General features: G+C 36.1%; 25 protein-coding genes and 1 tRNA gene. 18 read left to right on the forward strand and 8 right to left on the reverse strand.

What is annotated here, in order from left to right; all coding sequences use genetic code 11:
• Nucleotides 1–199: 199 nt before the first annotated feature.
• Entirely contained in the window at nt 200–814 is a 615-nt protein-coding gene (locus AMET1_RS01665; protein ID WP_161490713.1) for a class I SAM-dependent methyltransferase, read from the forward strand.
• A 41-nt stretch (nt 815–855) separates the two neighbouring features.
• On the opposite strand, the gene AMET1_RS01670 is transcribed toward AMET1_RS01665, so the two are convergent.
• The 3 genes from AMET1_RS01670 to AMET1_RS01680 all read right to left on the reverse strand — a co-directional run bounded on the left by AMET1_RS01670 (nt 856) and on the right by AMET1_RS01680 (nt 3758).
• Nucleotides 856–1209 carry a winged helix-turn-helix transcriptional regulator gene (locus tag AMET1_RS01670; protein ID WP_086636756.1) on the reverse strand — a complete coding sequence of 118 codons (354 nt, stop codon included), beginning with the start codon at nt 1207–1209 and terminating at the stop codon, nt 856–858.
• A 703-nt stretch (nt 1210–1912) separates the two neighbouring features.
• A complete protein-coding gene (locus AMET1_RS01675) occupies nt 1913–2554 on the reverse strand; it encodes a cobalamin B12-binding domain-containing protein (RefSeq protein ID WP_086636757.1) in 642 nt (213 codons plus the stop codon).
• Between the two features lie 199 nt (nt 2555–2753).
• Nucleotides 2754–3758 carry a uroporphyrinogen decarboxylase family protein gene (locus AMET1_RS01680; RefSeq protein WP_161490714.1) on the reverse strand — a complete coding sequence of 335 codons (1005 nt, stop codon included), beginning with the start codon at nt 3756–3758 and terminating at the stop codon, nt 2754–2756.
• Nucleotides 3759–4141: 383 nt separating this feature from the next.
• Here AMET1_RS01680 and AMET1_RS01685 point away from each other — a divergent pair, with 383 nt between their 5' ends.
• Complete coding sequence (locus tag AMET1_RS01685) at nt 4142–4372, forward strand: hypothetical protein (RefSeq protein ID WP_086637358.1); 231 nt, start codon at nt 4142–4144, stop codon at nt 4370–4372.
• 22 nt (nt 4373–4394) lie between these two features.
• Here the strand turns inward: AMET1_RS01685 and AMET1_RS01690 are convergent, their stop codons facing one another.
• From AMET1_RS01690 to AMET1_RS01700, 3 genes are read right to left on the reverse strand one after another with little or no spacing between them, the layout of a single operon-like run.
• Nucleotides 4395–4865 (reverse strand): Zn-ribbon domain-containing protein, encoded by a 471-nt coding sequence (locus tag AMET1_RS01690; protein ID WP_086636759.1) that lies wholly within the window; start codon nt 4863–4865, stop codon nt 4395–4397.
• A gap of 25 nt (nt 4866–4890) precedes the next feature.
• A complete protein-coding gene (locus AMET1_RS01695; protein ID WP_086636760.1) occupies nt 4891–5253 on the reverse strand; it encodes a DUF2073 domain-containing protein in 363 nt (120 codons plus the stop codon).
• A 4-nt stretch (nt 5254–5257) separates the two neighbouring features.
• Nucleotides 5258–5899 (reverse strand): Era-like GTP-binding protein, encoded by a 642-nt coding sequence (locus AMET1_RS01700; RefSeq protein ID WP_086637359.1) that lies wholly within the window; start codon nt 5897–5899, stop codon nt 5258–5260.
• A gap of 284 nt (nt 5900–6183) precedes the next feature.
• On the opposite strand from AMET1_RS01700, the gene AMET1_RS01705 reads away from it, so the two are divergent.
• The 9 genes from AMET1_RS01705 to AMET1_RS07820 all read left to right on the forward strand — a co-directional run bounded on the left by AMET1_RS01705 (nt 6184) and on the right by AMET1_RS07820 (nt 14485).
• Nucleotides 6184–6756, forward strand: coding sequence for a CBS domain-containing protein (locus AMET1_RS01705; protein ID WP_086636761.1), 573 nt, complete (start codon nt 6184–6186; stop codon nt 6754–6756).
• Nucleotides 6756–7535 carry a CBS domain-containing protein gene (locus AMET1_RS01710; RefSeq protein ID WP_086636762.1) on the forward strand — a complete coding sequence of 260 codons (780 nt, stop codon included), beginning with the start codon at nt 6756–6758 and terminating at the stop codon, nt 7533–7535. The genes AMET1_RS01705 and AMET1_RS01710 overlap by 1 nt, the downstream gene beginning before the upstream one ends.
• Nucleotides 7532–8491, forward strand: a complete 960-nt coding sequence (locus AMET1_RS01715; RefSeq protein ID WP_143406799.1) for a CBS domain-containing protein — start codon at nt 7532–7534, stop codon at nt 8489–8491. Before AMET1_RS01710 ends, AMET1_RS01715 begins: the two co-directional genes overlap by 4 nt.
• A complete protein-coding gene (locus AMET1_RS01720; protein ID WP_086636764.1) occupies nt 8488–9369 on the forward strand; it encodes a CBS domain-containing protein in 882 nt (293 codons plus the stop codon). Before AMET1_RS01715 ends, AMET1_RS01720 begins: the two co-directional genes overlap by 4 nt.
• On the forward strand, nt 9366–10160 hold the full coding sequence (locus AMET1_RS01725; RefSeq protein ID WP_086636765.1) for a CBS domain-containing protein: 795 nt from the start codon (nt 9366–9368) through the stop codon (nt 10158–10160). The genes AMET1_RS01720 and AMET1_RS01725 overlap by 4 nt, the downstream gene beginning before the upstream one ends.
• Nucleotides 10150–11277, forward strand: coding sequence for an RNA ligase (locus tag AMET1_RS01730; RefSeq protein ID WP_086636766.1), 1128 nt, complete (start codon nt 10150–10152; stop codon nt 11275–11277). The genes AMET1_RS01725 and AMET1_RS01730 overlap by 11 nt, the downstream gene beginning before the upstream one ends.
• Nucleotides 11278–11302: 25 nt before the next feature.
• Nucleotides 11303–12700: a single-stranded-DNA-specific exonuclease RecJ gene (locus AMET1_RS01735; protein WP_086636767.1), complete on the forward strand. Its 1398-nt coding sequence runs from the start codon at nt 11303–11305 to the stop codon at nt 12698–12700.
• A 17-nt stretch (nt 12701–12717) separates the two neighbouring features.
• A complete protein-coding gene (locus tag AMET1_RS01740) occupies nt 12718–13956 on the forward strand; it encodes a hypothetical protein (protein WP_086636768.1) in 1239 nt (412 codons plus the stop codon).
• 360 nt (nt 13957–14316) lie between these two features.
• Nucleotides 14317–14485: transfer RNA gene (locus AMET1_RS07820), tRNA-Trp, on the forward strand.
• A 298-nt stretch (nt 14486–14783) separates the two neighbouring features.
• Here AMET1_RS07820 and AMET1_RS01745 read toward each other — a convergent pair.
• The gene (locus tag AMET1_RS01745; protein WP_143406800.1) at nt 14784–15470 is read right to left on the reverse strand and encodes a hypothetical protein; all 687 of its coding nucleotides are present in this window, start codon (nt 15468–15470) and stop codon (nt 14784–14786) included.
• 104 nt (nt 15471–15574) lie between these two features.
• Between AMET1_RS01745 and AMET1_RS01750 the strand changes: the two genes are divergently transcribed.
• Genes AMET1_RS01750 through hisE form a run of 4 tightly spaced genes read left to right on the forward strand, consistent with a single transcriptional unit; the run spans nt 15575 to nt 17845 of the window.
• Nucleotides 15575–16222, forward strand: coding sequence for an MBL fold metallo-hydrolase (locus tag AMET1_RS01750; RefSeq protein WP_086636770.1), 648 nt, complete (start codon nt 15575–15577; stop codon nt 16220–16222).
• A 38-nt stretch (nt 16223–16260) separates the two neighbouring features.
• The gene (locus tag AMET1_RS01755) at nt 16261–16728 is read left to right on the forward strand and encodes a GIY-YIG nuclease family protein (RefSeq protein WP_086636771.1); all 468 of its coding nucleotides are present in this window, start codon (nt 16261–16263) and stop codon (nt 16726–16728) included.
• On the forward strand, nt 16712–17536 hold the full coding sequence (locus AMET1_RS01760; protein ID WP_086636772.1) for a CBS domain-containing protein: 825 nt from the start codon (nt 16712–16714) through the stop codon (nt 17534–17536). Before AMET1_RS01755 ends, AMET1_RS01760 begins: the two co-directional genes overlap by 17 nt.
• Nucleotides 17537–17551: 15 nt before the next feature.
• The gene (hisE, locus tag AMET1_RS01765; RefSeq protein ID WP_086636773.1) at nt 17552–17845 is read left to right on the forward strand and encodes a phosphoribosyl-ATP diphosphatase; all 294 of its coding nucleotides are present in this window, start codon (nt 17552–17554) and stop codon (nt 17843–17845) included.
• A 105-nt stretch (nt 17846–17950) separates the two neighbouring features.
• On the opposite strand, the gene AMET1_RS01770 is transcribed toward hisE, so the two are convergent.
• Nucleotides 17951–18835 carry a CBS domain-containing protein gene (locus AMET1_RS01770; protein ID WP_086636774.1) on the reverse strand — a complete coding sequence of 295 codons (885 nt, stop codon included), beginning with the start codon at nt 18833–18835 and terminating at the stop codon, nt 17951–17953.
• Nucleotides 18836–19015: 180 nt separating this feature from the next.
• On the opposite strand from AMET1_RS01770, the gene fdhD reads away from it, so the two are divergent.
• Genes fdhD through AMET1_RS01785 form a run of 3 tightly spaced genes read left to right on the forward strand, consistent with a single transcriptional unit; the run spans nt 19016 to nt 21763 of the window.
• Nucleotides 19016–19759 carry a formate dehydrogenase accessory sulfurtransferase FdhD gene (gene fdhD, locus AMET1_RS01775; protein ID WP_161490715.1) on the forward strand — a complete coding sequence of 248 codons (744 nt, stop codon included), beginning with the start codon at nt 19016–19018 and terminating at the stop codon, nt 19757–19759.
• A 35-nt stretch (nt 19760–19794) separates the two neighbouring features.
• A complete protein-coding gene (locus AMET1_RS01780; RefSeq protein ID WP_086636776.1) occupies nt 19795–20541 on the forward strand; it encodes a hypothetical protein in 747 nt (248 codons plus the stop codon).
• 16 nt (nt 20542–20557) lie between these two features.
• Nucleotides 20558–21763 carry a vWA domain-containing protein gene (locus AMET1_RS01785; protein ID WP_143406801.1) on the forward strand — a complete coding sequence of 402 codons (1206 nt, stop codon included), beginning with the start codon at nt 20558–20560 and terminating at the stop codon, nt 21761–21763.
• Nucleotides 21764–22513: the final 750 nt, after the last annotated feature.

The raw sequence follows: 22513 nt of genomic DNA on the forward strand, positions 1-22513 counted from the left end.
AGTTGATTTGTATGGGTGATTATGTTTATTACGGTTTTTTGGTTTGGGTGTGTTTATTTGTAGTTTTAAAAGGGTTGGTATTTGGTTTGTTTGGGTTTTTTTGGGTTTGTTTGTTGGTTAGGGGTGTATGTGTGTTTGTGGGGGTTTTGTTTGGAAAATAAATATATTGGATGTTTTAATTATAGTTATTTGGTTGATTATGGTTAGTAGAACTGAAAGGGGTTATGATTTAGTGGCTCCTGTGTATGATTTTGCTGAGAGTCCTTTTGAGGTTTTTTATTTTAGGGATATGCGGAAGGAGATTTTGTCTATGGTTTCTGGTAGGGTTCTTGAGGTTGGTGTGGGTACTGGCCGTAATGTGCCGTTTTATCCTGATGGTGTTGAGATTGTTGGTATTGATTTTAGTGAGAATATGCTTGAGAGAGCGCGTGGTAAAGCGGTTGAAAGAGGTTTGTCTAATGCTCGGTTTATTAGGATGGATGCTAGGAATATGGTTTTTCCTGATGATTGTTTCGATACTGTTTTTTCTACTTTTGTTTTTTGTGCTTGTTCTGATCCTGTTGTTGCTGTGAGGGAGATGGTTCGTGTTTGTAAGCCAAGTGGTAGGGTTTTGTTGTTGGAACATATGGGTTCGACTGGTTTGCTTGGTAGGTTGTTTATTGGTTTTATTAATCCTTTTATGCAGGTTTTTTTAGATGAGGATCTTAATAAGAGGTGGGATGTTGAGTTGAGGAAAGAGGGGTTTAACATCGTTAAAACAAGAGATGTTTTGGGAGATTACATTAAATTAATAGAGTTGGAGGGGACCCATTAACCCTTTATTCCTATTTAGGGTATTTTGGGTTTTTTTGTTTTTTAGTTGTTTTGGTTTGAGCCATTTGAGTTATGTTTGTCTAGGTAGTTGAATAGTGGTTGTAGTGCTTCGTAAAGTGCCCATCCTTCTTCTGTTAGGATGTATCTTACTTCTGGTGGGGCTTTTGGTTTTACTTCTCGTGAGATGATTCCTTCGTTTTGGAGTTCTTTTAGTCTCATTGATAGGGTTCTGGAGTTTATGTTGCCCATTGAGTCTTTTTTGATTTCATTGAATCTTTTGCCTTCTTCGACTCCGAGTATGTTTATTATGCACATTGTCCATTTTTTGTTTATTTTGTTTGATAGGTCTGATTTTGTACATATCATTAGTTCGTTTTCTTGGTTTGTTTCTTTCATTTTTTTAAACACCTTAAATGTGATTTTTTTTATTTTTAGTTGTTTTTTTCAAATTGGTATATGTTTATCTCTAGATAAATATATGTTTTAGCTTCATTTTATCTTTGTTTTTGTTTGTAAAAAAAGCTTTGAGGTTTTTAATTGTTCACACCGTAAATTAAACTTGGTTATTTTGGGTTTAACACTGTAAATTTTTTTGTATTTTGTTTTAGGGTTTTTATTTTTATTTTTTTGTTTCGAAGTTTTTATAGGTTTGATCTATTAAATTTATTATTGATGGATTTTTTGTAGTTGTTTTTTTGGATATTGTATGATCTGAATTGTATAGATGTTACATATTGATATTTCTTTATTTGGTTTTAATGTTTTTAATCACTCTATTTAGTAATAAAAACAATAAGGTATGTTATTTTTAATTAAAAAACAATTAAATGGTAAATAGTATTTTTTAAATTATTTTTTAAACAAAATAGAATAAAAAAAATAATTCTTTATTGGGTTAGGTAGCTTTGTGCTGAAATATTTATTTTTTTGGTAATGTTTTATAAAAAACAATTAAATTAAATTTAATTTATTTATTTAAGGTAAACTTGATTTGGGTTCGAAAAAAAATACCTGGTACCAAAACCCAGGTATTTAGACTATAGCTTCACACCATAGTTCATTTAAGTTATCTATGGGAAGCCAGTATCTTTTATTTAATTTATTCTTTTAATAGCTTTAAAGCAACTCTTGCAGCTTCTGTTGCGTCATTTGCGTATCCGTCTGCTCCAAACTCTTGAACTGCGGTTTTTTCATTGATTGGTGCCCCACCGCACAATACTTTAGCGTCTGGTGCGTTCTTGCGTGCATCATCAACTATATCTTCGATGGCTAGCATTGTTGATGTCATCATTGCGGATACAGCTATTATGTCTCCATCTTCTTCTACACATCTTTTTACGAACAGGTCGTTTTGAACGTCTTTACCTAGGTCAACTATCTCCATTCCGCTTACGTCGAACATCAATCTAACTAGGTTTTTACCTATGTCGTGTACGTCTCCTTCTGCAACACCGAGTATTACTTTTCCTTCGACTCCGAGGTCGTCTGCATCAACATGTGGTTTCAGTATGTCGAGGCCTGCGTACAATGCTTCTGAGGACATCAGTACTTCGGGTACGAATTTTTCTCCTTCATCGAATAGGTCACCGACTTCTGATATACCGGATACTAATCCATCCAGTATTGCATCCATTGGCTCTACGCCTTCATCCAGTGCTCTTTGAGCTGCTTCTTGAACTTTCTCTTCATCCATCTCCACGACGCCTTCGTGAAGATCTTTTAGTATTTCTTCTTTAGACATATTATTCTCCATTAAATTTATTTAAACATTTTAGTAGAGACCGATAAAAGGTCTCATTAAAGGTCATGTATCCCATCACTAAAGCCTTATATTTAAGTTTTTTGATTATAGTTGTCTTTAGAAATCAGATTTCTTAAAGTAACTATATTGTTTTCTTTTAATTTGGTTTAGTGATGGGAAATCTTTTTTTTGTGTTTAGTTACCCGATTATTTCTTCTTGCATATCTTCGCCGTACTCTAACATAGCGTCAGTTACTGCACCGATGTTGTCAAATTTACCGTATGTTGGTGGTACTTCACATCCACTGTAAATACCAAACTTTGAGGTATGGTCGTTTTCTTTAAGGCTCTTTAGAACCGTTTCAAGAAGTTGTTTAACGTGTTTTTTCATCTCACTAGGTTCATAGTTGTAGAAATGTTGTGGGTCTATTTGCCCTAACAAGAGAGTGTCATCAGTATATTTTTCTATCATGCCAGGGATATCTGGATTCTCTCCTCTTTCACCATAGTAAGCATAGCTATATGCCATCGGTTTCCACTCAGATATCTGTATATCGAACATAGCGGATTCACCACAGTTGTGTTGAGTGAAGATCAAATCACTTTTTTCACAAGCGTCAATAACTGATCCACAATATTCTGCACCGAACTCTCGATACATGTCAGGACCCATTATCCCTTTGTTTCCATGTAGTTCGTCAAGACAGATTCCAGCAAGTCCTTCAACATTTGCAAAACCTTCTTCAATACACCTAACTACGTATTCCTCTGTTTTCTCCATAGCCTTTTTAACTGCATCTGGAGATCTATATAAGTCCATTAAAACCTGTTCAGTTCCAACTCTCTGTGTTAGTGTTGTGAAAGGCCCTGAAATGAAGGCGAAAACAGGTACTTCGGGTATTTCTTCAACTATTTTTTCAGTATAGTCAATACGTTTTTGAATAGAATCTCCGATACCATCAGGTACAACTATTTTTTCTTCATAATCCTCTGCAGTCCAATCGGTAGGTGGATAATGCATCGGTGTTTTACCAGTTTTAAACTCGATTTCTGCACCAAAATCCTCTGCAGTTCTATGCATATACGTAAGTGGTACAAGCCAATCTAACTGATATCTCTTAACTACTTCAACATTCCCTCTGGCCTGAAGCTCTACACTTTCAGAGAATGTTTCAAAATCTGCTCCAACAAGCCTACGGTTCATACCCCCCAGCAATCGCACTGAAAGGTAATCGATCCACAGGTTCGTCATTTGCAGCAGCTATAACTCTTTCCATTGATGTCATTTTTTTAGTAATATTTAGTCCCCCAGCATTAAGAGTTCAACATACTATATAAAGTTTAAGTAAACATATCAATTTAGGTATACTTTATATATTTAGTGTGGAAAAATAAAAAAACAATTAAAACTACTTAAATACTAATAACAACTACTCAAATACTAATAACATCCATCTCTACCTAAAATTTAGTTAGGTAGATGTCTTTGGGATATTCATTTCCTTAACTTCACTATATTTTATTTTATCTTATTATATCATAGTGTTATATTTTTGTAGGACTAATTTTAATTTGAATTTGGTTTTTATGACTGGGGAAAATGTTGAGAAGGAGGATTTGAGTGGTGGGGATGATGAAAAGTTGTTTATGGTTTGCCCTGTTTGTGGTAGTCCCTCTATCTATCAAGCTCTTGGGATGATTATGGGGCAGCATTATAAGTGTCCTGAATGTAATTACTCGGGTTCTTTGGTGATTGAAGGTAACAAGGAGATGGTTAAGGAAATAAGAGAAAAATATAAAGAGAAAAAGGAGGGTTGAGTTTATTGGTTAAGTTAGGGCTTTATTTTTTTAAGAAGGAGTCTAGGTCGATTATGTATTTACCGTCCTCTCCTATGGATATAACTATTCCTTTTTCTTCGATCAATGATTTTAGGTTGATTTCGAATGAACCGTCGCCTTTTATTCGTAGTGATTCGACATCGTTGTCGGTTAATTCGTTTTTATAGCCTTTTTTGTATGTTGAAGCGATTTTTTCTATCTCTTCTAGTTCTTTTAAGCTGATTCTTTCTTGTTTTCTCTCCCATGTGAACCCGCTTATATCTAAAAGCTCTTCTTTTCTTTCTTTTTCCTCTTCTGGCTCTCGCTTAACTTCTTCGCCTTCGGGGTCTTCGATTGGTGGTGTTTCTCCGTCTTCAAGTTGTTCTTTCGTTAGATATCTAAATCGATTCCAGCTACAGTTTGGGCAGCCTGAAAGAATTTCTTCTGAGCCATTTGGATATATCTCCTGGCAACGTGTGCATTCATGAGGCATCTTTTTCAACCAAATATAACTTCATTTAATTTTTTTTCAATGTCAGTAAGGCTTGAATTGTATCTTTGTTCTTTTTAATTGTTCTAACTTGGTCTGCTGGACCTATAACCGTTAGCCTAGTTGTTTTTTTACCTAATAGTTTATCTAGAAAAGATAGGTTACTGCTGTCACCTGGATATGACTCTATTTCTATCCCACTGAATTCTTCAGGGTTTATTTCTGTCATCGTTCTCTGAATTAATTCAGCTTCTTCTTCAGGCTCTAATCCTTTCTCTAGAATCAATATCTCTCCTTCTCTCACTTTGTCTATTATAAAATGTAGTTTTTCGTTCATGGTTAAGGAGGATACCTTTTCTCCTGAAACCAATGTAATCTGGATTCCGTTCATTTGATCACCCAAAATGTTTAATCATTGTATCATACAGTTTGTTGACGTTTTCTCCTTCCAAAGCAGATATCGGGACCACTGGATGGTTAGGGAAGGCGTCTGCAATTTTTTCTGGATCAGAGTTTTCTTCATCGATTTTGTTGGCAACAATTATAAATGGAATCTTCCTTGCCTCCATGTTGCCAATCATTGTAACGTTAACCTGGTTATAAGGGTCACGGGTTGAATCCATTATCAACATTATTGCATCAACGTCATCAAGCCAGTTAATAGCATCTATCACACCTTTAGTAGCTTCTTTAGCCCTTCGTTTAGCTTCTCCTTCACCTAACTCAAACTCCTGTATGAAGTCCTCGAAATCAATTTTTGTAGCTATTCCAGGCGTATCCAGTATATCCAGATTAAGGGTAGCGCCATCCGACTTGATCTCAATTCCTTTCTCCAACCTTGCTTTTCTAGTTTCGTGTGGTATTTCGGAAACCGGTCCAAGTACGTCTCCAGACCAATCCCTAACTATTTTGTTCGCCAATGTAGTTTTCCCTGCATTAGGGGGGCCATAGAGACCTATTTTAGCGTTATCTTTGTTGAACAGTTTCTTTAAATATCTAGCTAGACTTCTTTTGTAAAACCAATCTAATAATCCCATTTCCTCGACCCTCAACTATCTCTCTATCTTTTTTATAGTATTTGTTCAATCTTACATAGTATTTTTCTATACAACATATATTGGATAGTTCTAGTTAGAATAGTAATTTCTGTAACTATTTAATCGTTTTTAATGTTACCTATGTAATTGCCGTTTTTTTAGGGTTATCTGTTTATTTAACTTGGTGTTTTGTCTCTTTAGCGAGTTAGAGTTTTTTGGTTCATTAATTAAAGGAAAACTATAATTGATTTAACCGAGATATATTCATTTGATTGGTGTCGGTAATGGAAACGAAGATCCCGGTTAAAGAGGTAATGACCCTGGATGTTGTCACCGTTGAGGTTGATGATGATGTCCAAACTGCTAGTAGGAAGATGGCGGATGAAGGCATAGGTAGCGTGATTGCCATTGAAGAAGGGACACCAGTAGGGATTATTACAGAGAAAGACCTTGTACATAAAGTTTTAGCCAAAGGCTATTCTCCCGATAAACTACTTGTTAAAGATGTTATGACTCGCCCTTTAGTTACAATAGAGAAAGAAGAAGAGATTAACACAGCTATTAAGAAAATGCGTAAACTTAAGATTGAGAGACTACCTGTAACCAGCGGTAAGGAACTGGTTGGAATCATCACAAGTAATGACATTATGTCTATTTCACCTGAGATAGTTGAGATATTGACTGAAGCAGCTGAGATTTATGGTTCCAATAAAACACTCCCTGATAACAGAGAGTGGGATACAACTGGTATATGTAATAGTTGTAATACTTTCTCAACAGAACTCGATTTAGTGGAGGGCGAATTGTTTTGTGAACAATGTCGGGAAGAAGTTGAAGCCGGAGGCTATAGAATATAATGAAAGTTAAAAAAGTTATGGAAAACTCTCCATTATATGTTAAGGAGAGCGATTTTATAACGAAAGCAAGACAGGTTCTTAGAGACAACCAACTAAGAGCATTACCTGTAATCGATGACAATGATAACGTATCTGGTGTATTAACACGAGATGGAGTTCTGAAGGTAACTTCAAACAAATCAAACGTAACTGTTAAAGGTTTCACAAAGAACATCGATTTACTGACCCCTGAAAACACCATTGAAGACGCAGGGAAGCTGATTCTTGAGTACAATATAGACTCAATTCCAATAACCAAAACAAGGTCCAACCGGGTTTTGGTGGGAGTTGTCAATATACATGACTTGTTCAACTCAATTTCAAACAAACAATTGAATCCAGAAAAAAAGGTAGTGGACATAATGAACCCTAAAGTAGAGACCGCTGAACATAACGAACAGGTCTCTAGTTGTTGGCGTAGAATGCTAAACACAGGGCTTTCAGGTTTCCCTGTCTTAAAAAACGATAGATTAATCGGTATAATCACTAAAGGAGACGTCATTCAGGCAGGACACGCTAGATTCAGTAGGGGTGGGAAAACAAGTGGAGGTTCAACAGATAAAACCAAAATAACAAGGTTGATGTCCACACCAGTGACAACCGTTTCACCTGAAACACAGGTAAAAAAAGCTTTCGAGAAAATGAAAAACAAAAACATCGGTAGACTCCCCGTTGTCAAAGATGACACTGTAGTTGGCATAGTAGATAGATACGATGTACTTAAACCCTATCTGGGGTGATTAAAATAAGGAGAAATGTGAATAGGAACGAAAGACATGACGATAGGTTTGTAAAAAGATCGATGGATAGAGGGCCGGTTGAATTTAAAACCAGACTCCCAGACCAAAAAAGCGAGATCGTGAGGATAGCTGGTAAAGATGTTGTGACGATACCAAGAACGATCACCATCATTGGTGCAGCAAAAACCATGACCAACTATGGTTTTAGGAGGCTGCCCGTAACAAATCCTGGAAACAGTAAACTAGAGGGAATACTAACCAGCATGGACATAGTTCGGTTCATGGGTGGTGGTGAAAGCTTTAAACTGATTAAAAACGGGCATTATGGAAATTTCCTCTCAGCAATAAACGAAAGCGTCAGCGAGATAATGGTGAACGAAGTGATCTCGGTAAGTGAAAAAGGTAATCTAAAAGAAGCTGTCAAAAAAATGATGGAAAGCGGTATCGGTGGGATACCAATCGTTGACAGCGAAGGCCGAGTTAAAGGCATAATAACTGAAAGAGATATCGTATCACTTATCTCCAAAGTAGACATCGTAACCGGAATGAAAGTAAAGGACATAATGTCTGAAAACGTGATAACAATCTCCCCAGACAGCTCAATAATCGACCTAACAACCACAATGGTTGATGAAGGATTCCGAAGAGTTCCAATAATAGAAGATGGAATATTAGTTGGAATCGTAACTGCAACCGACGTGCTGAGATATCTAGGTAATGGTGGAGTTTTCGAAAAACTTGTAACCGGAGACATAAAAGAGGTTCTGGAAGTACCTGTGACAGAGATAATGGTGTCCGACATCGAAACTGGAAACAGTAACGACGCATTAACAGACATAGCCAAAACTATGAGCCAAGAAAACATCGGCAGCATCCCAATACTTGACAACAGCAGTCTAAAAGGAATTGTAACCGAACACGACTTAGTAAGGTCAATCATTGAGGTTCAAGAATGAAGTTAATAGACCTGGTTTCAGCTCCAGTCCAAGCAGTTAGGCCTGAAGACCCTTTATCACACGCCAGAAACATAATGATAAAAAAAGGAGTCAGCCGGCTAGTAGTAGTAAACGAAGACGATAAAACTACAGGAATGCTAACAAAAACCGATATCAGTCGTGGATTGAGACAAGACGAACCTAAATGGCGGAGACGCCCTATAGACCAAATACAAGTCAAAAACTTCATGACCCCCGATTTGATCACCATAACACCTAACAAATCAATCGAAGAAACCGCAGAAATAATGCTTGAAAACGATATCAGTGGAATCCCAGTTATCGAAGATGGAACCAGCGGAATAACAGAAAACGGTGAATTAATCGGAATAATAACAAAAAAAGACCTTATAGACCACTACAGCAATTCAGATTCCAATACCATAGTATCTAAAATATACACCTCTGACATACTAACAATACACCGACACCACACCCTCAATAGAGCCGCAGAAGTAATGGAAACAGAGGGAGTTAAAAGACTCGTAGTAGTAGAAGAAAACAAAAAACCCACAGGAATAGTAACCATCAGCGACCTCACCTTCGCAAACCAAAACAACCCTAGAGATGAAGGTCTAGCTGGAAAAGACCTAAAAATGGCGAGAAAAGCAACAAAAGGTGGAGATAAAAGATTAAGATCAATCCTGAAAGACATGTGGGTAGCTGAAGACGTAATGTCAAGCCCACTAATAACAATCACCCCAGAACAAAAAGCAAGTAAAGCAGCTAAAATAATGTCTGAAAACGGAATAAGCGGAATACCAGTGGTGGAAAACGACGAACTAAAAGGAATCATAACAAAAACAGATATAATCGCCGACATAGGAGGTCAAAAATGAACAAAAAAAATAAAGACATAATGCAGAAACCGGTCTACATAGACAAAAACCAACCCCTATCGGTAGCCATGGACAAGATGGATAAACACGACCTACATCAAATACCAGTAACCAACAGCGGTGTATACCATGGCTCACTCACATACCAAGACATTGCAAGAGAACTAGGATCAGGAAGCAAATCAGAAAAACCAGCTACAAACCTCAAAGTCTCATCAGCATACCAAAAAACAAGCGCAACAGCAAAAGAAAACGACAAAATAAAACAAACCTACTGTGCATTCACGAAAACAAAACTACACACACTATCCGTAATAAACGACAACAAAATCACAGGCATAATCAGATCACAAGACCTCCTAAAATACATAGACGACCAAACACCAATAAACCAAACAAACCTAACATCCCAAGAAACCGAAACCCTAAAACCCGACGACCGAGTAGTACACGCAAGACGTAAAATAATAGACAACAACTACAACTGCCTACCAGTAATCGATGCAGGAGGCATAGCAGGACTACTAACACCCCGAGAAATAGCAATAGGACTCAGAAACTTTCGAAAGCTAGTTCCAGACAACAAACAAGACTACAGAATAAGAAACCTACTGGTAAAAGACATAATGCAAGTCAACCCATTGATAATCACTAAAACAAACACAATCGAAGAAATAGCACAAAAAATGACAGAAAACAACACAAAAAACGCAGTAATACTCGAAGAAAAACTTATAGGAGTTATTAGCCACCTAGACATACTCAGATACTGGTGTGGTGATGAAAGATAACCTTACCCAAATAACAGAAAAAAACCTTAACATAAACAGAGAAAAAATCCAAGAAGGCCTAAAAAAACAAATAATCATCCCAGAAAAAAACCACTACCGCTTCAACAAAACCTGGGGTGGAATACAAAGAGGAACAACAATATTCAAAGACGGCAGCACAATACATGGCTTTCCCAAAATACGGAGAGCCATGTTACTAAAACCAACAATCAAAAAACACTTCAAAGATTTCCAAAAAATAACAATAGAAGAAAAGATGAACGGCTACAACGTAAGAGCCGCAATCACAAACAACAAAATAGTAGGCCTAACCCGAAGCGGATTAATCTGCCCATACACAACAGCCAAACTAGAAGAAAAAATAGGCTACAGCTTTTTTAAAGAAAACCCCAACCTAGTTTTATGCGGCGAGATGATAGGGCCAGACAACCCATACGTCCCTAAAAACATATACAACGTAGAGTCAGTCGACTTCGTTATATTCGACATAATGGAAAAACAAACCGCTGATTTTCTTAAACTAGAACAAAGACAAAAACTAACCGATAAATATGGGTTGAAAAACGTCCCAAACTTCGGTCAACACCATCCAGAACAAGCCCACAAAAAAGCCAGAGAAATTATAAAGAAACTCTCTAAAGAAAAAAGAGAAGGAATTCTAATAAAACACCCAGAACACAAAAAACCACCCATAAAATACACCACATCACAAAGCAACTGCAGCGACTTAGAGTTCGCATACAGATATTACAATGACTATGGAAGCGATTTTGTACATTCAAGAGTTGTAAGAGAAGGATTTCAATCATACGAATGGAGAGAGCAAGAACAACAACTCGAAGAAAGAGCAAAAAGACTCGGCAAAAGCATACTTAAATCGATAAAAAAAACAATAAAAGAAAGAAACAACAACGAAAAAACCACAGAGGAAGTTTCCATCAAAATAAAAGAACTAAGAACCGCAGAAAAATTCAAAAAACACCTAGAAAAACAAGCAGTTGAATTCGAAGTAAAAGACATCGAAGAACTAAACGATGGATACAGAGTACATATCTCCAAAGTAATGAGACCAACAAACGACAAAACCAAATCACTCTTAAACGGAGACCTCTGGTAAAAACTACAAAAGGAGATGTCAAAACTTGTCAACCGAACAAAAAAACCTACTTAAGCAAGCAGAAAAATGCATAGAACCAATAAAAAAAGCAGAAAAAGCCCTAATAATATCACATATAGATGCAGATGGATTAACATCAGCCGCAATAGCCTCCAAAGCATTAAGCCGAGAAGGAATAAAACACAAAATCGATTTCGTAAAAAGCCTTGAACCCAAAAAAATCAAAGAAATAAAAAAACACCAAATCGACCTAATCCTATTCACAGACCTAGGTTCAAGCCTAACACCACAACTAAAAAAAATCGAGCCAGACATAGTCATATGCGACCACCACCAACCACAACACGAACCAAACGAAAAAATATGGGAACTAAACCCACACCACCATGGAATCAATGGATCAACCGAGATCTCCGGAGCCTCAACAACACACACACTCGCAACAACACTAAACCCAGAAAACCAAGAAACAGCAGACCTAGCAATCGTAGGAAGCGTTGGAGACATACAAGACTCCTCAGGCAAACTAATCGGCATAAACAGAGAAATCCTAAAAAAAGCCCAAGAAAACAACATAATAAAAACAAAAAAAGACATAAGGCTCTTCGGAAAACAAACCAGACCAATACACAAACTACTCGAATATTCAAGCGACCCCTACATCCCAGGCATAACAGGAAAAGAAGAAAACTGCATCAAATTAATAAAAAACCAAAACATCCCGCTCAAAAAAGAAGGCAAATGGAGACGATGGATAGACCTCAACGAAAAAGAAAAAAAAGCAATAGTCTCCAGCCTAATCAACAAAGCCCTCGAAAAAGGCATATCAGAAAAAATGATAAACAGGCTTATTGGAGAAGTCTACATACTACAAAAAGAAAAACCTGGAACCGAACTACGCGACGCAAGCGAATACTCAACCCTACTCAATGCAACAGCCAGATACAACCACTCCAAAACAGGACTACAACTCTGCCTCGGAAAAAGAAACCAAGTGTACAAAGAAGCAAAAAACCTACTCAAAAACCACCGAAAAAACCTCGTAGACGGCATCAAATACATCGAACAAAAAAACACACAAAAACTAGAAAACATACAATACATCGACTGTGAAAACAAAATAAAAGACACAATAGTCGGAATAGTCGCCGGCATGGCATTAGGATCAAACAAAATAAATAGAAACCTCCCAATCATAGCACTAGCAGACAAAAACGAAGACAAAAAAATATCCGCAAGAACAACCCAAAAAATGATATACAAAGGCGTAAACCTCGGAGAAGCTATAGCCCAAGCCGCAGAAACAGTAAACGGAAATGGCGGAGGCCACAACATAGCAGCAGGCGCAACAATACCCAAAACAAAACAAAAACAATTCCTAAAAAAACTAGATAACCTAATAACCAATCAAATCAAAAACTAAAAAAGTAGGAGAAAAAAATGGGTGGAACAAAACCAATATATGAAGTATTATCCGACATACTCGAAATACACCAAATCGAACACGAAAAACAAAACAACAAAATAACATTCAACCAAAACGAAAAACAAAAAACAGACATCATCATATCAAAAGACATAATCGACTACAAAGAACTAAACAAAATACAAAAACAAACAGAAAACAAAATACTCGCAATATCCATGAACGGATTCACCGAAGGCGCCCTAGAACTATCAAAAATAAACAAAATAACACTATGGGACCAAAACAAACTACAAAAAGAAATCGGCAAAGCCGTACTAACAGAACTAGACTTCCAAAGAAAACTAGACCTAAAAACACCAGAAAACATAGAAATAGCACAAAAAATAGACACCAAAACAATAGAAAAACAAAAAAACGAAAAATCAAGCATACTCGACATACTAGGATCAACCAGAACAAACAAAAACCAAAACAAAAAACAACAAAAACCAAAAAAATCCGATAACGGAAGAAAACCAAAACAAAAAACAACAAAAGAAAAACAAACAAAAACCAAAGAAACGGAGACAGATGTAGAGCCAGTGGAACTAAAAAAAGAGCTAGAAAAACAACAAACACAACAAACCGAAGATAAACAAAAAACTAATAACCAGGTTGGTCAAGAAAAACAGCTTGATGAAGAACGTGTTAAAAAAACCGATATAACTAAATATTGCTTAGATATGCGAATTAACAAAAAAGACGCCCTACGGAAATCCGGGATGGTGAAACCGATAAAAGCAAGCATAACACTAGAGCCCTACTATAAATTCCAATACAAAGTCGAGAACTCTGAATATCTAGATGAAATAGAAACCAGTCAAGAAAAAACAATATACGTCGACGGAGATACAGGAGAGTTGACAAACCTACCCAGAGAAAACACAGCAGCCAAAAGACCAATACAAAAAGAAGAGGAAAAAAAATTCAAACCCAACATCAACCCTAAAGAAGCCGAAAAAAAAGCAATCGAACAAATCAAAAACGAATTGGTAAAAAGAGCCAGATACGGAGGAATCAGATACTCAACAACAAAAAAATTCCACAGCGATTTCGACAAAAAAGACCAATTCAACATCAAAATCCAAGAAAAAACCTTAGTATACAGACCAATCTGGAACGTAAAAACAGAAAAAGGACAATACACCGTAGACGCTGCCGACGGTAAAGTAATATCAGGAACAATAGACGACGGAGTAATGTTCATCTAAAAACATACCTCCAACCCCCAACCACCCATAAAAAATGGATCCCAGAACAAAAAACATAGTTATCAGTAGTTCCATAGGCTAAACGTTCTACCAACCAAACCCTGAAACTTTTTAAACATCAATAGATAGACCTACTTGACAGCAAAAAAACAACCATATTATTCTTTCCCTTGATAGAACATATACCTACAATCCATAATTGTTCTACCCAACATCGATAATTGTTATCCACAAAAAAACAGGTTTCAGTGTGAACGAATAAAAACAACAAAACAATCCAGCCATTAGCAACAAAACAGAGTATCTATAACTCCCCCGCCGAAAATATTTAATTACTGTAACTACAAGGGTATATGCCGAGGGGCCGTGGCCTAGTCAGGAAGGGCGACGGGCTCCAGCGGTTTTTGGTATGATGAACAACGGGTCGACCGAACCCCTACCTGACGAGGTGGGTAATGACGATCCGTTGGAGCACTGACCAGTGCCTGAAGAGACCCGTAAATCGAGGGTTCAAATCCCTTCGGCCCCATACTCCGGGAGAGGGGGTTAACCTCTCCCAAATACTCAATAAATCTTGTTTACGAACCATTAGTTTTTTATTAAAAAAAGTTCTGCACTCGGTTTTTAGGTCTAACTAAATTCTATTCTGTAATCTAACCCACGACTAAAGTCGTGAGTTTCCGCAGTGCTTCTGTATGAAAAAAAGGTGTTTTTACCCTGCTTTTAGGTTATTTTAAATATATCAGATCCGAGTATGGGTCATAAGATAATTAACAGATTTAGTAGAAATCCATTTGGTTTGTTGTGTTGTATTTGTTGGTTTGAGGTTATTCAGCTCTATATGGACATTCGGTTCTGGGACATCCTTTGCATGAGAATATGTTTTTTATGTCGTTGATATGTTGGCCTAATCCTAGTACGAATGAGAGTGTTTTCTGCGGTGACAAGGCGTTTGTATTTTCTAACTTTACACCAATTTTGTGTGCATCAATTTGGTTGAATATAAACTCTTGGTTTTCAATACCCCAATCTACTCTACCACTTCCTGGTGGGATGACCCGGGTTGTGTTTAGGCCTTTTTCTTTAACTTTATTCCTTAGTTCTAGACATACTTCACGTAATGCTTTATCCAAAACAATGTTTTCTAATGCATCACATACAAGTAGATCTAGATTCATTCTTTCCTGACCGGAACCTACCTCCTGTCTAATTGGGTTTTTATAGATGTTATCTCCGATTGTTACGACACCTATAGCAAGAAACTCTGATTCTAGAAGACCTTTGGGCGGTGAATATTTATCGATGCCACTACCTTGTTTTTCAATTATTTTTTGAACTGAACGAGGCTCTATATAAGAAAAAACTTCGTCTTTTATCTCGTAGATTACTTCTAACACTTTATTTTTTGTTTGTTTATTTTGAACCCAGTTTGTGAATGGAGGTCCGTTAACTACCGATTCTATGTCTAAATCAACATCGATATTTTCATAAATATATTCCAAGTGTATATCCATACTCAATATAAACACCAGTTAGAGTTTAAAAAACATTGTAAATATAATCTATCCTATATCGAAAAAATAACTTTCTTTAAGGATAACTATGTTTAGGTGGTTTTTTGAATAAAGATGTTATTTTTCTTAATATGATTTCAAGGGATTTGTGCATTAAAAATCCGTCTTCAGATATCTACTATAACAAACCTGATGTCCTTATCGATACAGGATTGGATGGTAACCTAGCGTTAAGGCTACTTAAAGAAACCAATGTTGAAAGCGATCTAAAATATATTGTTCTTACACATTCACACTATGACCATATCGGTGGGGCAAAAAAACTTAGAGAACTGACTGGAGCCGAAATAGCGATACATAAAAATGGATATCAATCCCTTAAGGAAGGGGATGGTCAGAAGACTGCTTCAAGTCTATTTGGAGCCGATTTTGATTTTTTCGAACCGGATATATCTTTAGAAGATGGAGATGAAATCGGTGGTTTAAAGGTGATTCATACACCAGGGCATACCGATGACAGCATCTGCTTACTTGATAGAGAAGATAAGAAGTTGTTCACTGGAGACACCGTGTTTTCAAACGGAAGGCCAGGCCGCAGTGACCTAAAAACTGGAGATACAAACCAACTGATAGATTCATTAAATCGAATAAAACAACTCGATTTAGAGAAAATATACACCGGACATGGTGGTCCAGGTAAACCAGAAGCAATCGATAGAGCCCTAAATTTTCTGAAAACATCATACATCTAACGGGCAATTAAAAATTTTTAATTTAAATAGGTATTCCTATGGATTTAAGTCAAAAAGGGATTTATACGTTAATCATCAAAGCTAATGAAACCACCCAGGTTGTTGGGGCAATCGGTGAATTACAATTCGATGGTGTGTATCTCTACATCGGCTCTGCTTTAGGGCCAGGAGGCTTGAAAAGAATCAAAAGACATCAAGAGATAGCTGTTGGTATTCGAGACGTGGAAAGATGGCATATAGATTACCTACTATCTAAAGCAGATCTAGTTGGATATGCATTCTCTTTTACCGAACGGGATGTCGAGTGTAAAATAGCTGGAGCATTAGATACAAATAAATCAGTACAGAAGTTTGGTTGTAGTGACTGTAAATGTGAAAGCCATTTATTTAAAACAAAAAATCTGGGAGAGGGAGTAAATAAAATCAAGAAAGCATATACTAATAACAACCTAAAACCAGAAATCAAATTACTGGATGATGAAATCGAAAATGACAAAGAAAATTAAAGACGTAAGTAAAACGAAAAAAGAAAAGACGAAAGTAAAGGACTACATGACAACAGATGTTGTCATAGTCAAACCTGAAGACACAGTTAAAGAAATCGTTGAAATGATACATAAAACAGGTCACGATGGATTTCCAGTGGTTGAAAGGGGTGAAGTTAAAGGTTATATATGCGCAAAACACCTGTTATTGAAAGACAAAACCGAGCCAGCATATAAAATAATGTCGGAAGACGTTACCCTATCATACAAAGAGATGGATTTGGAGGATGCAGCTCGACTAATGTTCAGAGAAGGAGTTTCAAAACTACCAGTAGTACGGGAAACAGGCCGCATGATAGGTATAATTTCAAACACCGACGTAATAAGGTCCCAAATAGAGAGAGCAGACTCCGACAAGATATACAACCTTAAAAAAACACTTGAAGACATCCATGGATTAAACGTCAAGGTGGAGAAGGGATACGTCGAAGTAGACCAATTGATACCGACACAACGCATGATACACAACGACGAACTAAAAGGCCGTATGTACGAAATGAGAAAAGGTCTTGCAGAGCCGATAATAGTTGTAGAAAAACCAAGAAAAACAATATTGGTCGACGGCCATCACAGAGCAGTTGCGTCAAAAAAACTTGGGATAAAAGAAATCGAAGCACACAAACTAAAGATAAACACAGATAAAAAAATCGGTTTAGAAAAAATACCAGAAAGCAGTGGAATAAAGACCTTAGACCAAATCGATATAATAGACTTCCCTCCCCACCCACTAGTTAAACTCACAAAAATGTATGGAGATAAAAAACCCTAAAAACATTGAGTTAAAATGAACCTAGAAATAATAGAAGAAATAAGAGACGTAATCGAAAACCGTAAAGAAAACCCAAAAAAAGACTCCTACGTAAACCAACTACTAAAAAACGAAGACAAAATACTAGAAAAAATCGGAGAAGAATCAACCGAGCTAATAATATCTACAAAAAACCTAAACCAAGAAAACAAAAAACAAGAATTCATACACGAAGCAGCCGACCTACTATTCCACACAATACTACTATGTCAATCTCAAAACATAGATTTCAACGAAGTACTAAAAGAACTACAGAAAAGAAGAAAATAACAACACGCCCTCCTATTCTAAACAAAGGAGAGACAATGCAAACAAAACAACCTTTCTAAGATCTAAATTTTTTTATTTAATAGTGGATTTTCAGGGCGCTGGTGTTTAAGAGAAGTTAAAGGGAACCAATCTCCTTAATATATCTCTCATAGTTATTATCCCGGTTGGCTCGCCATCTTCAATAACCAACAAACGGCTTATGTCATGTTCATCAAGTTTAATCATAGCGTCATCAAGGGTGCTGTCACCTGAAATAGATATGATTTCTCTGGTCATTACATCTTCAACAACAATTTCAACCTTACCTTCACCCACAGCTTTGGCTATATCGGTTAAAGTAACCATACCCACTATCTCCATACCCTGAACTACTGGAGCGCCCTTAATATTGTTTTCATACATCTTTGAAGTAGCACTCTGAATAGATTCTGAATGATCGATAGTAATCAGGTTATCTGAAGAAATCTGTTTAACTGGAATTATAGGGATAGAATGAATCTCCTTTATCCTAATAATAAGTTTGTTATCAAGGTCATCCCTACCAGCAACCTCACCACGAATCAACATTTTATTAACTGGAGTAGGGCCAATCTGAATCTCATCTCCACCTTCAAAAGACTTGATATCGCCCAATATACGGATTGTAGCTTTACATTGATCAGGTTGAGGTAATGTAGTTAGATCTATCTCAGTTGCTGTTGCTCCCTCAATCTGCTCGCCACCTAGAAAAATCTGAACAGGCTCACCTTCATCGAAACTCTCATAATCAAGTGCGGCATATGCACGAGAAGTAGGTTTATATCCACCTTTAGGGCCTGGAACACCTTCAATTAACTCCAATGCCTTAAGTGACTGCATTTGATTTCTAATGGTACCTGGATTCCTATTAATAGCTGAAGCAACTTTCTCCCCTTTAACAGCTGACTTATCTTTCTGATATAGATTTATCAGAGCATTAAGAATTTCACATTGAGTTGGAGTTAATTCCATAATATTCACATCCTAAAGCTGGTGTAAAACAGTTCTGACCTAAAAAAACCATATATAAATCCTTACAACAGTAGCCAGAAATTCCTAATGGTTATTAGTAATCAATTATTATTAAGGTTTTTGACAGCAAATGATAAAACAACCAACCGAAACAAAAAACAACAGAAAACGGGGAACAAGATGTATAAAAACAAAAATATCTCAATCCAAGAAAAAACCCAAACCAAAAAAGTTCCAATAGAAGAACCAGTATCACTATTCATAAATGGAAAACACTTCAAGACATTCATGATAAGTCCAGAAAAAAAAGAAGAATTCACAATCGGACACCTTATAAGCGAAGGAATAATAAAAACCCCAGAAGAGATACAATCAATAGACATAGACGGAAAAGAGATAAACACAATACTAAAACAATACAAAGAACAGCCAAGCAAAGGCCTCATAGTAAGTGGATGTGGAGGAGGTACAAACTACCTAGACGAAAACAACCTACCAAAAATCAAAAACAAAACAAAATTCAACCTAAAACAAATCAACAAATTCATGCTAAACGTACTTGAATCCGGAAAAAACACCGGAGTCCACAGCAGTGGAATACAAACAAATGACCAAAAATACCAACAAATAATCTACGACATAGGCAGACACAACTCCATAGACAAAATAATCGGAGCAGCAGTCAAACAAAAAATAAACCTAGACAAAAGCTACGTAGTCTCAACCGGCAGAATGTCCTCAGACATGGCATTAAAATGCGCCAAAGCAGGAATACCAATAGCCGGGTCACACAGATCACTAACAACCCTAGCAATAGAAATCGGCGAAAAAACCAACCTAACACTACTAGGAAACCTAAGCAACCCAAAACAAACAGAGATCTACACAAACCCACAAAAAATAATCAACCAAAAAAACCACTAAAAAAAAATAAAAATAAATCAAAATAGATGTTTCGAATGAAATCCATAACAATGAGAAACACATTATGGGCCTGCATGCGCGACAGGTACTACCAACTTAAAGACGAACCCGACTTCTCAAGCTATATACAAAACCTACTGAAACTACTAAACCAAACATATCCAGAACAAAAAGAAGCAAAAAAATATTTCCCAAAAGGTATCGGCCTAAAAAAACTATATTACGAAATAAATCAAGAAACCGGAGAAATACCAAAAGACGAAGAACAGAAAGCCGTATACCTCAAACTCACAGCTGGAGCAAAATACAAAGAATATCAAGACCTAACCAACAAAATCAAAAGACAGGTCGAAGAGATGATAGATTTCTACAACTCACCAAGAAAAAAACCAGTAAACCTAGAAACACCAGAAACAATCCTATCCCTACTAGGCCTACCAAACGGCTTACTCAAAAAATCCGGCAAAACAATTGTAACACAAATACTAGAACTCGGAGATGACATTGAGGTAAGTATCTCAAAAAGAGGCCGCAAAACAACACCCAGAATAAAAAGAACAACAAATAGATACAAAGCAGTCGTATTCTCCAGATACGGAAGACCCTTCTGTAAAATAGGCGCAAACTCCAAAAAAATAGAGATAGGTGACGCAGAAAAAAACAAATTCAAACCAAAAACATACAGAACTAAAGACTTTAAAAACAAAAAAGAACTAACCAAAGAATTCCAAAAACAATATAAATCAATAAAAAAAGCCTACAACGACCTTGAAAACATATAAAATAAGGAACAAAAAAATGGACCAAAAAAAAAGACTAGAAAAAGCTAGAATACAACTTCTAATAAACAACCCCTTTTTCGGACACCTAGCAAACTACTTCCAATTCAAAGAAAACAAAACAATAAAAGGCCCAATAGCAACAAAAAACAAAACCATATACTACAACCCAAAAAATACCACTCAATACAACAATGAAGAACTCCAGACATCGATAGCCCACGTAATAATGCATACAGCACTAGGACATGACTGGAGACAAGGCAACAGAAACAAAAAAATATGGGACACATCAACCGATCAAGCCGTAAACCACCTATTAAACGCAAGCAACTTCACACTACCAAAACAAACCGAATTAAAAGCCAACTTCAAAGATAAAAGCGCGGAAGAAATATACGCAGAACTAAAAAAACAAATAAAAGAAAAAAACAACAAAAACCAAGACAAAAAACAACCAAACCAAAAACAAATAAAAGAAAAAAACAACCAATACAAAGGAGCAAGCCTCGAAAACAAAATAGACAGCCATGAAACATGGGAAAAAACAACAAAAAAACAACAAAAAAACAATCAAGAAGAATGGAAACGAAGAATGACAGAAGCAGCTAAACACGCTGAAAAAGAAGGCCAACTCCCAGGAACAATAGAAAGAAAAGTCAAAAAAACCACAAAACCCAAAATCAACTGGAGACACCAACTCAGAAGATACATAATCCAACACGCCAGAGACGACTACAACTGGATGAGACCAAACAGACGACTCCTACAATACAACATATACTACCCCTCCGCCAGAAACGAAAAACTAGAAATAGCAGTAGCAATCGACACAAGCGGAAGCATAAGCCAAAACCAACTAGAAACATTCCTATCAGAAGTTAAAGAAATACTAAACTACACAGACAACTACAAAATCATCCTAATAGCCTGCGACGCAAAAATACAAAACTACAGAGAAATCACCTCAGAAGAAACAACAAACATAAACAAAACAATACAAAAATTCGCCGAAAACATAAAAGGCGGTGGAGGAACCAAATACTCCCCAGTACTTGAAAAACTCAAAAACAAACAAATAAACGCATTAATCTACCTAACAGACGGAAAATGCAACGAAAAACTAAAAAAACCAAAATACGATGTAATATGGGCAATATCACAACAAGGAACAACAGAACGAATAAACTTTGGAAAAAAAATCCAAATAAACACAGAAAACTAACTTCAAAAACAAGTCAACCAAACCCCCCAAAATAAACTCCCAACAAGCCAAAACAAAACAACAAAAAACACAACAAAAAAACAATAAACACACCAAAACTAAGTAAAAAACCAAGACAACAAAAACATCAAAAAAAACAACCCTCATCTTCTACTAAAAAGTATACAAAACCATCAAAATCATCTTTAATGGGATACTTCTAGAAGACAAATATCCAGCAATATTTACAACACTACTAATTGAGATACCAATAATCCTATTACTCCTATAAACAAAAAAATTGTATTAATCAACTATATTCTAAATAAAATCATTTGTAAAGATATTGAAGTTTATTTTGATATTGAATCGGTGATTAACGGACCTCCAGTTCTCGAAAATAGGTAATTTTTTAAAAAAAAATAAGCTATAAACAATTTAAAGATTAAAGTAAAAATATCAAGGAAGTTTTTAACGAGATATAAGGTAAAATTTAAACTCGCGAACCTTTATGGGAAAGTGGCCTCAACAAATTTTTTGATGTGAGATCATTGGAAATTAAGTCCTTAAACATATCAAGTTTTTATAATGTTTTTTTAAAGAAGTTTTAGTGGGTTGAGTGTAGTTATTTTTTGGCAACTATTTTTTCTGGATTATTTTTATCAAAGTAAATAGCTAGTTTTTAAATTAATTAATAAAGTTTTACACTAATTATTTATTGTTTAAATTAACTAGCTTAAAAAGTATTGACTAAAATAATATTGAGGTCTA

The sequence above is a fragment of the Methanonatronarchaeum thermophilum genome (assembly GCF_002153915.1).
Classification (GTDB): Archaea; Halobacteriota; Methanonatronarchaeia; order Methanonatronarchaeales; family Methanonatronarchaeaceae; genus Methanonatronarchaeum; species Methanonatronarchaeum thermophilum.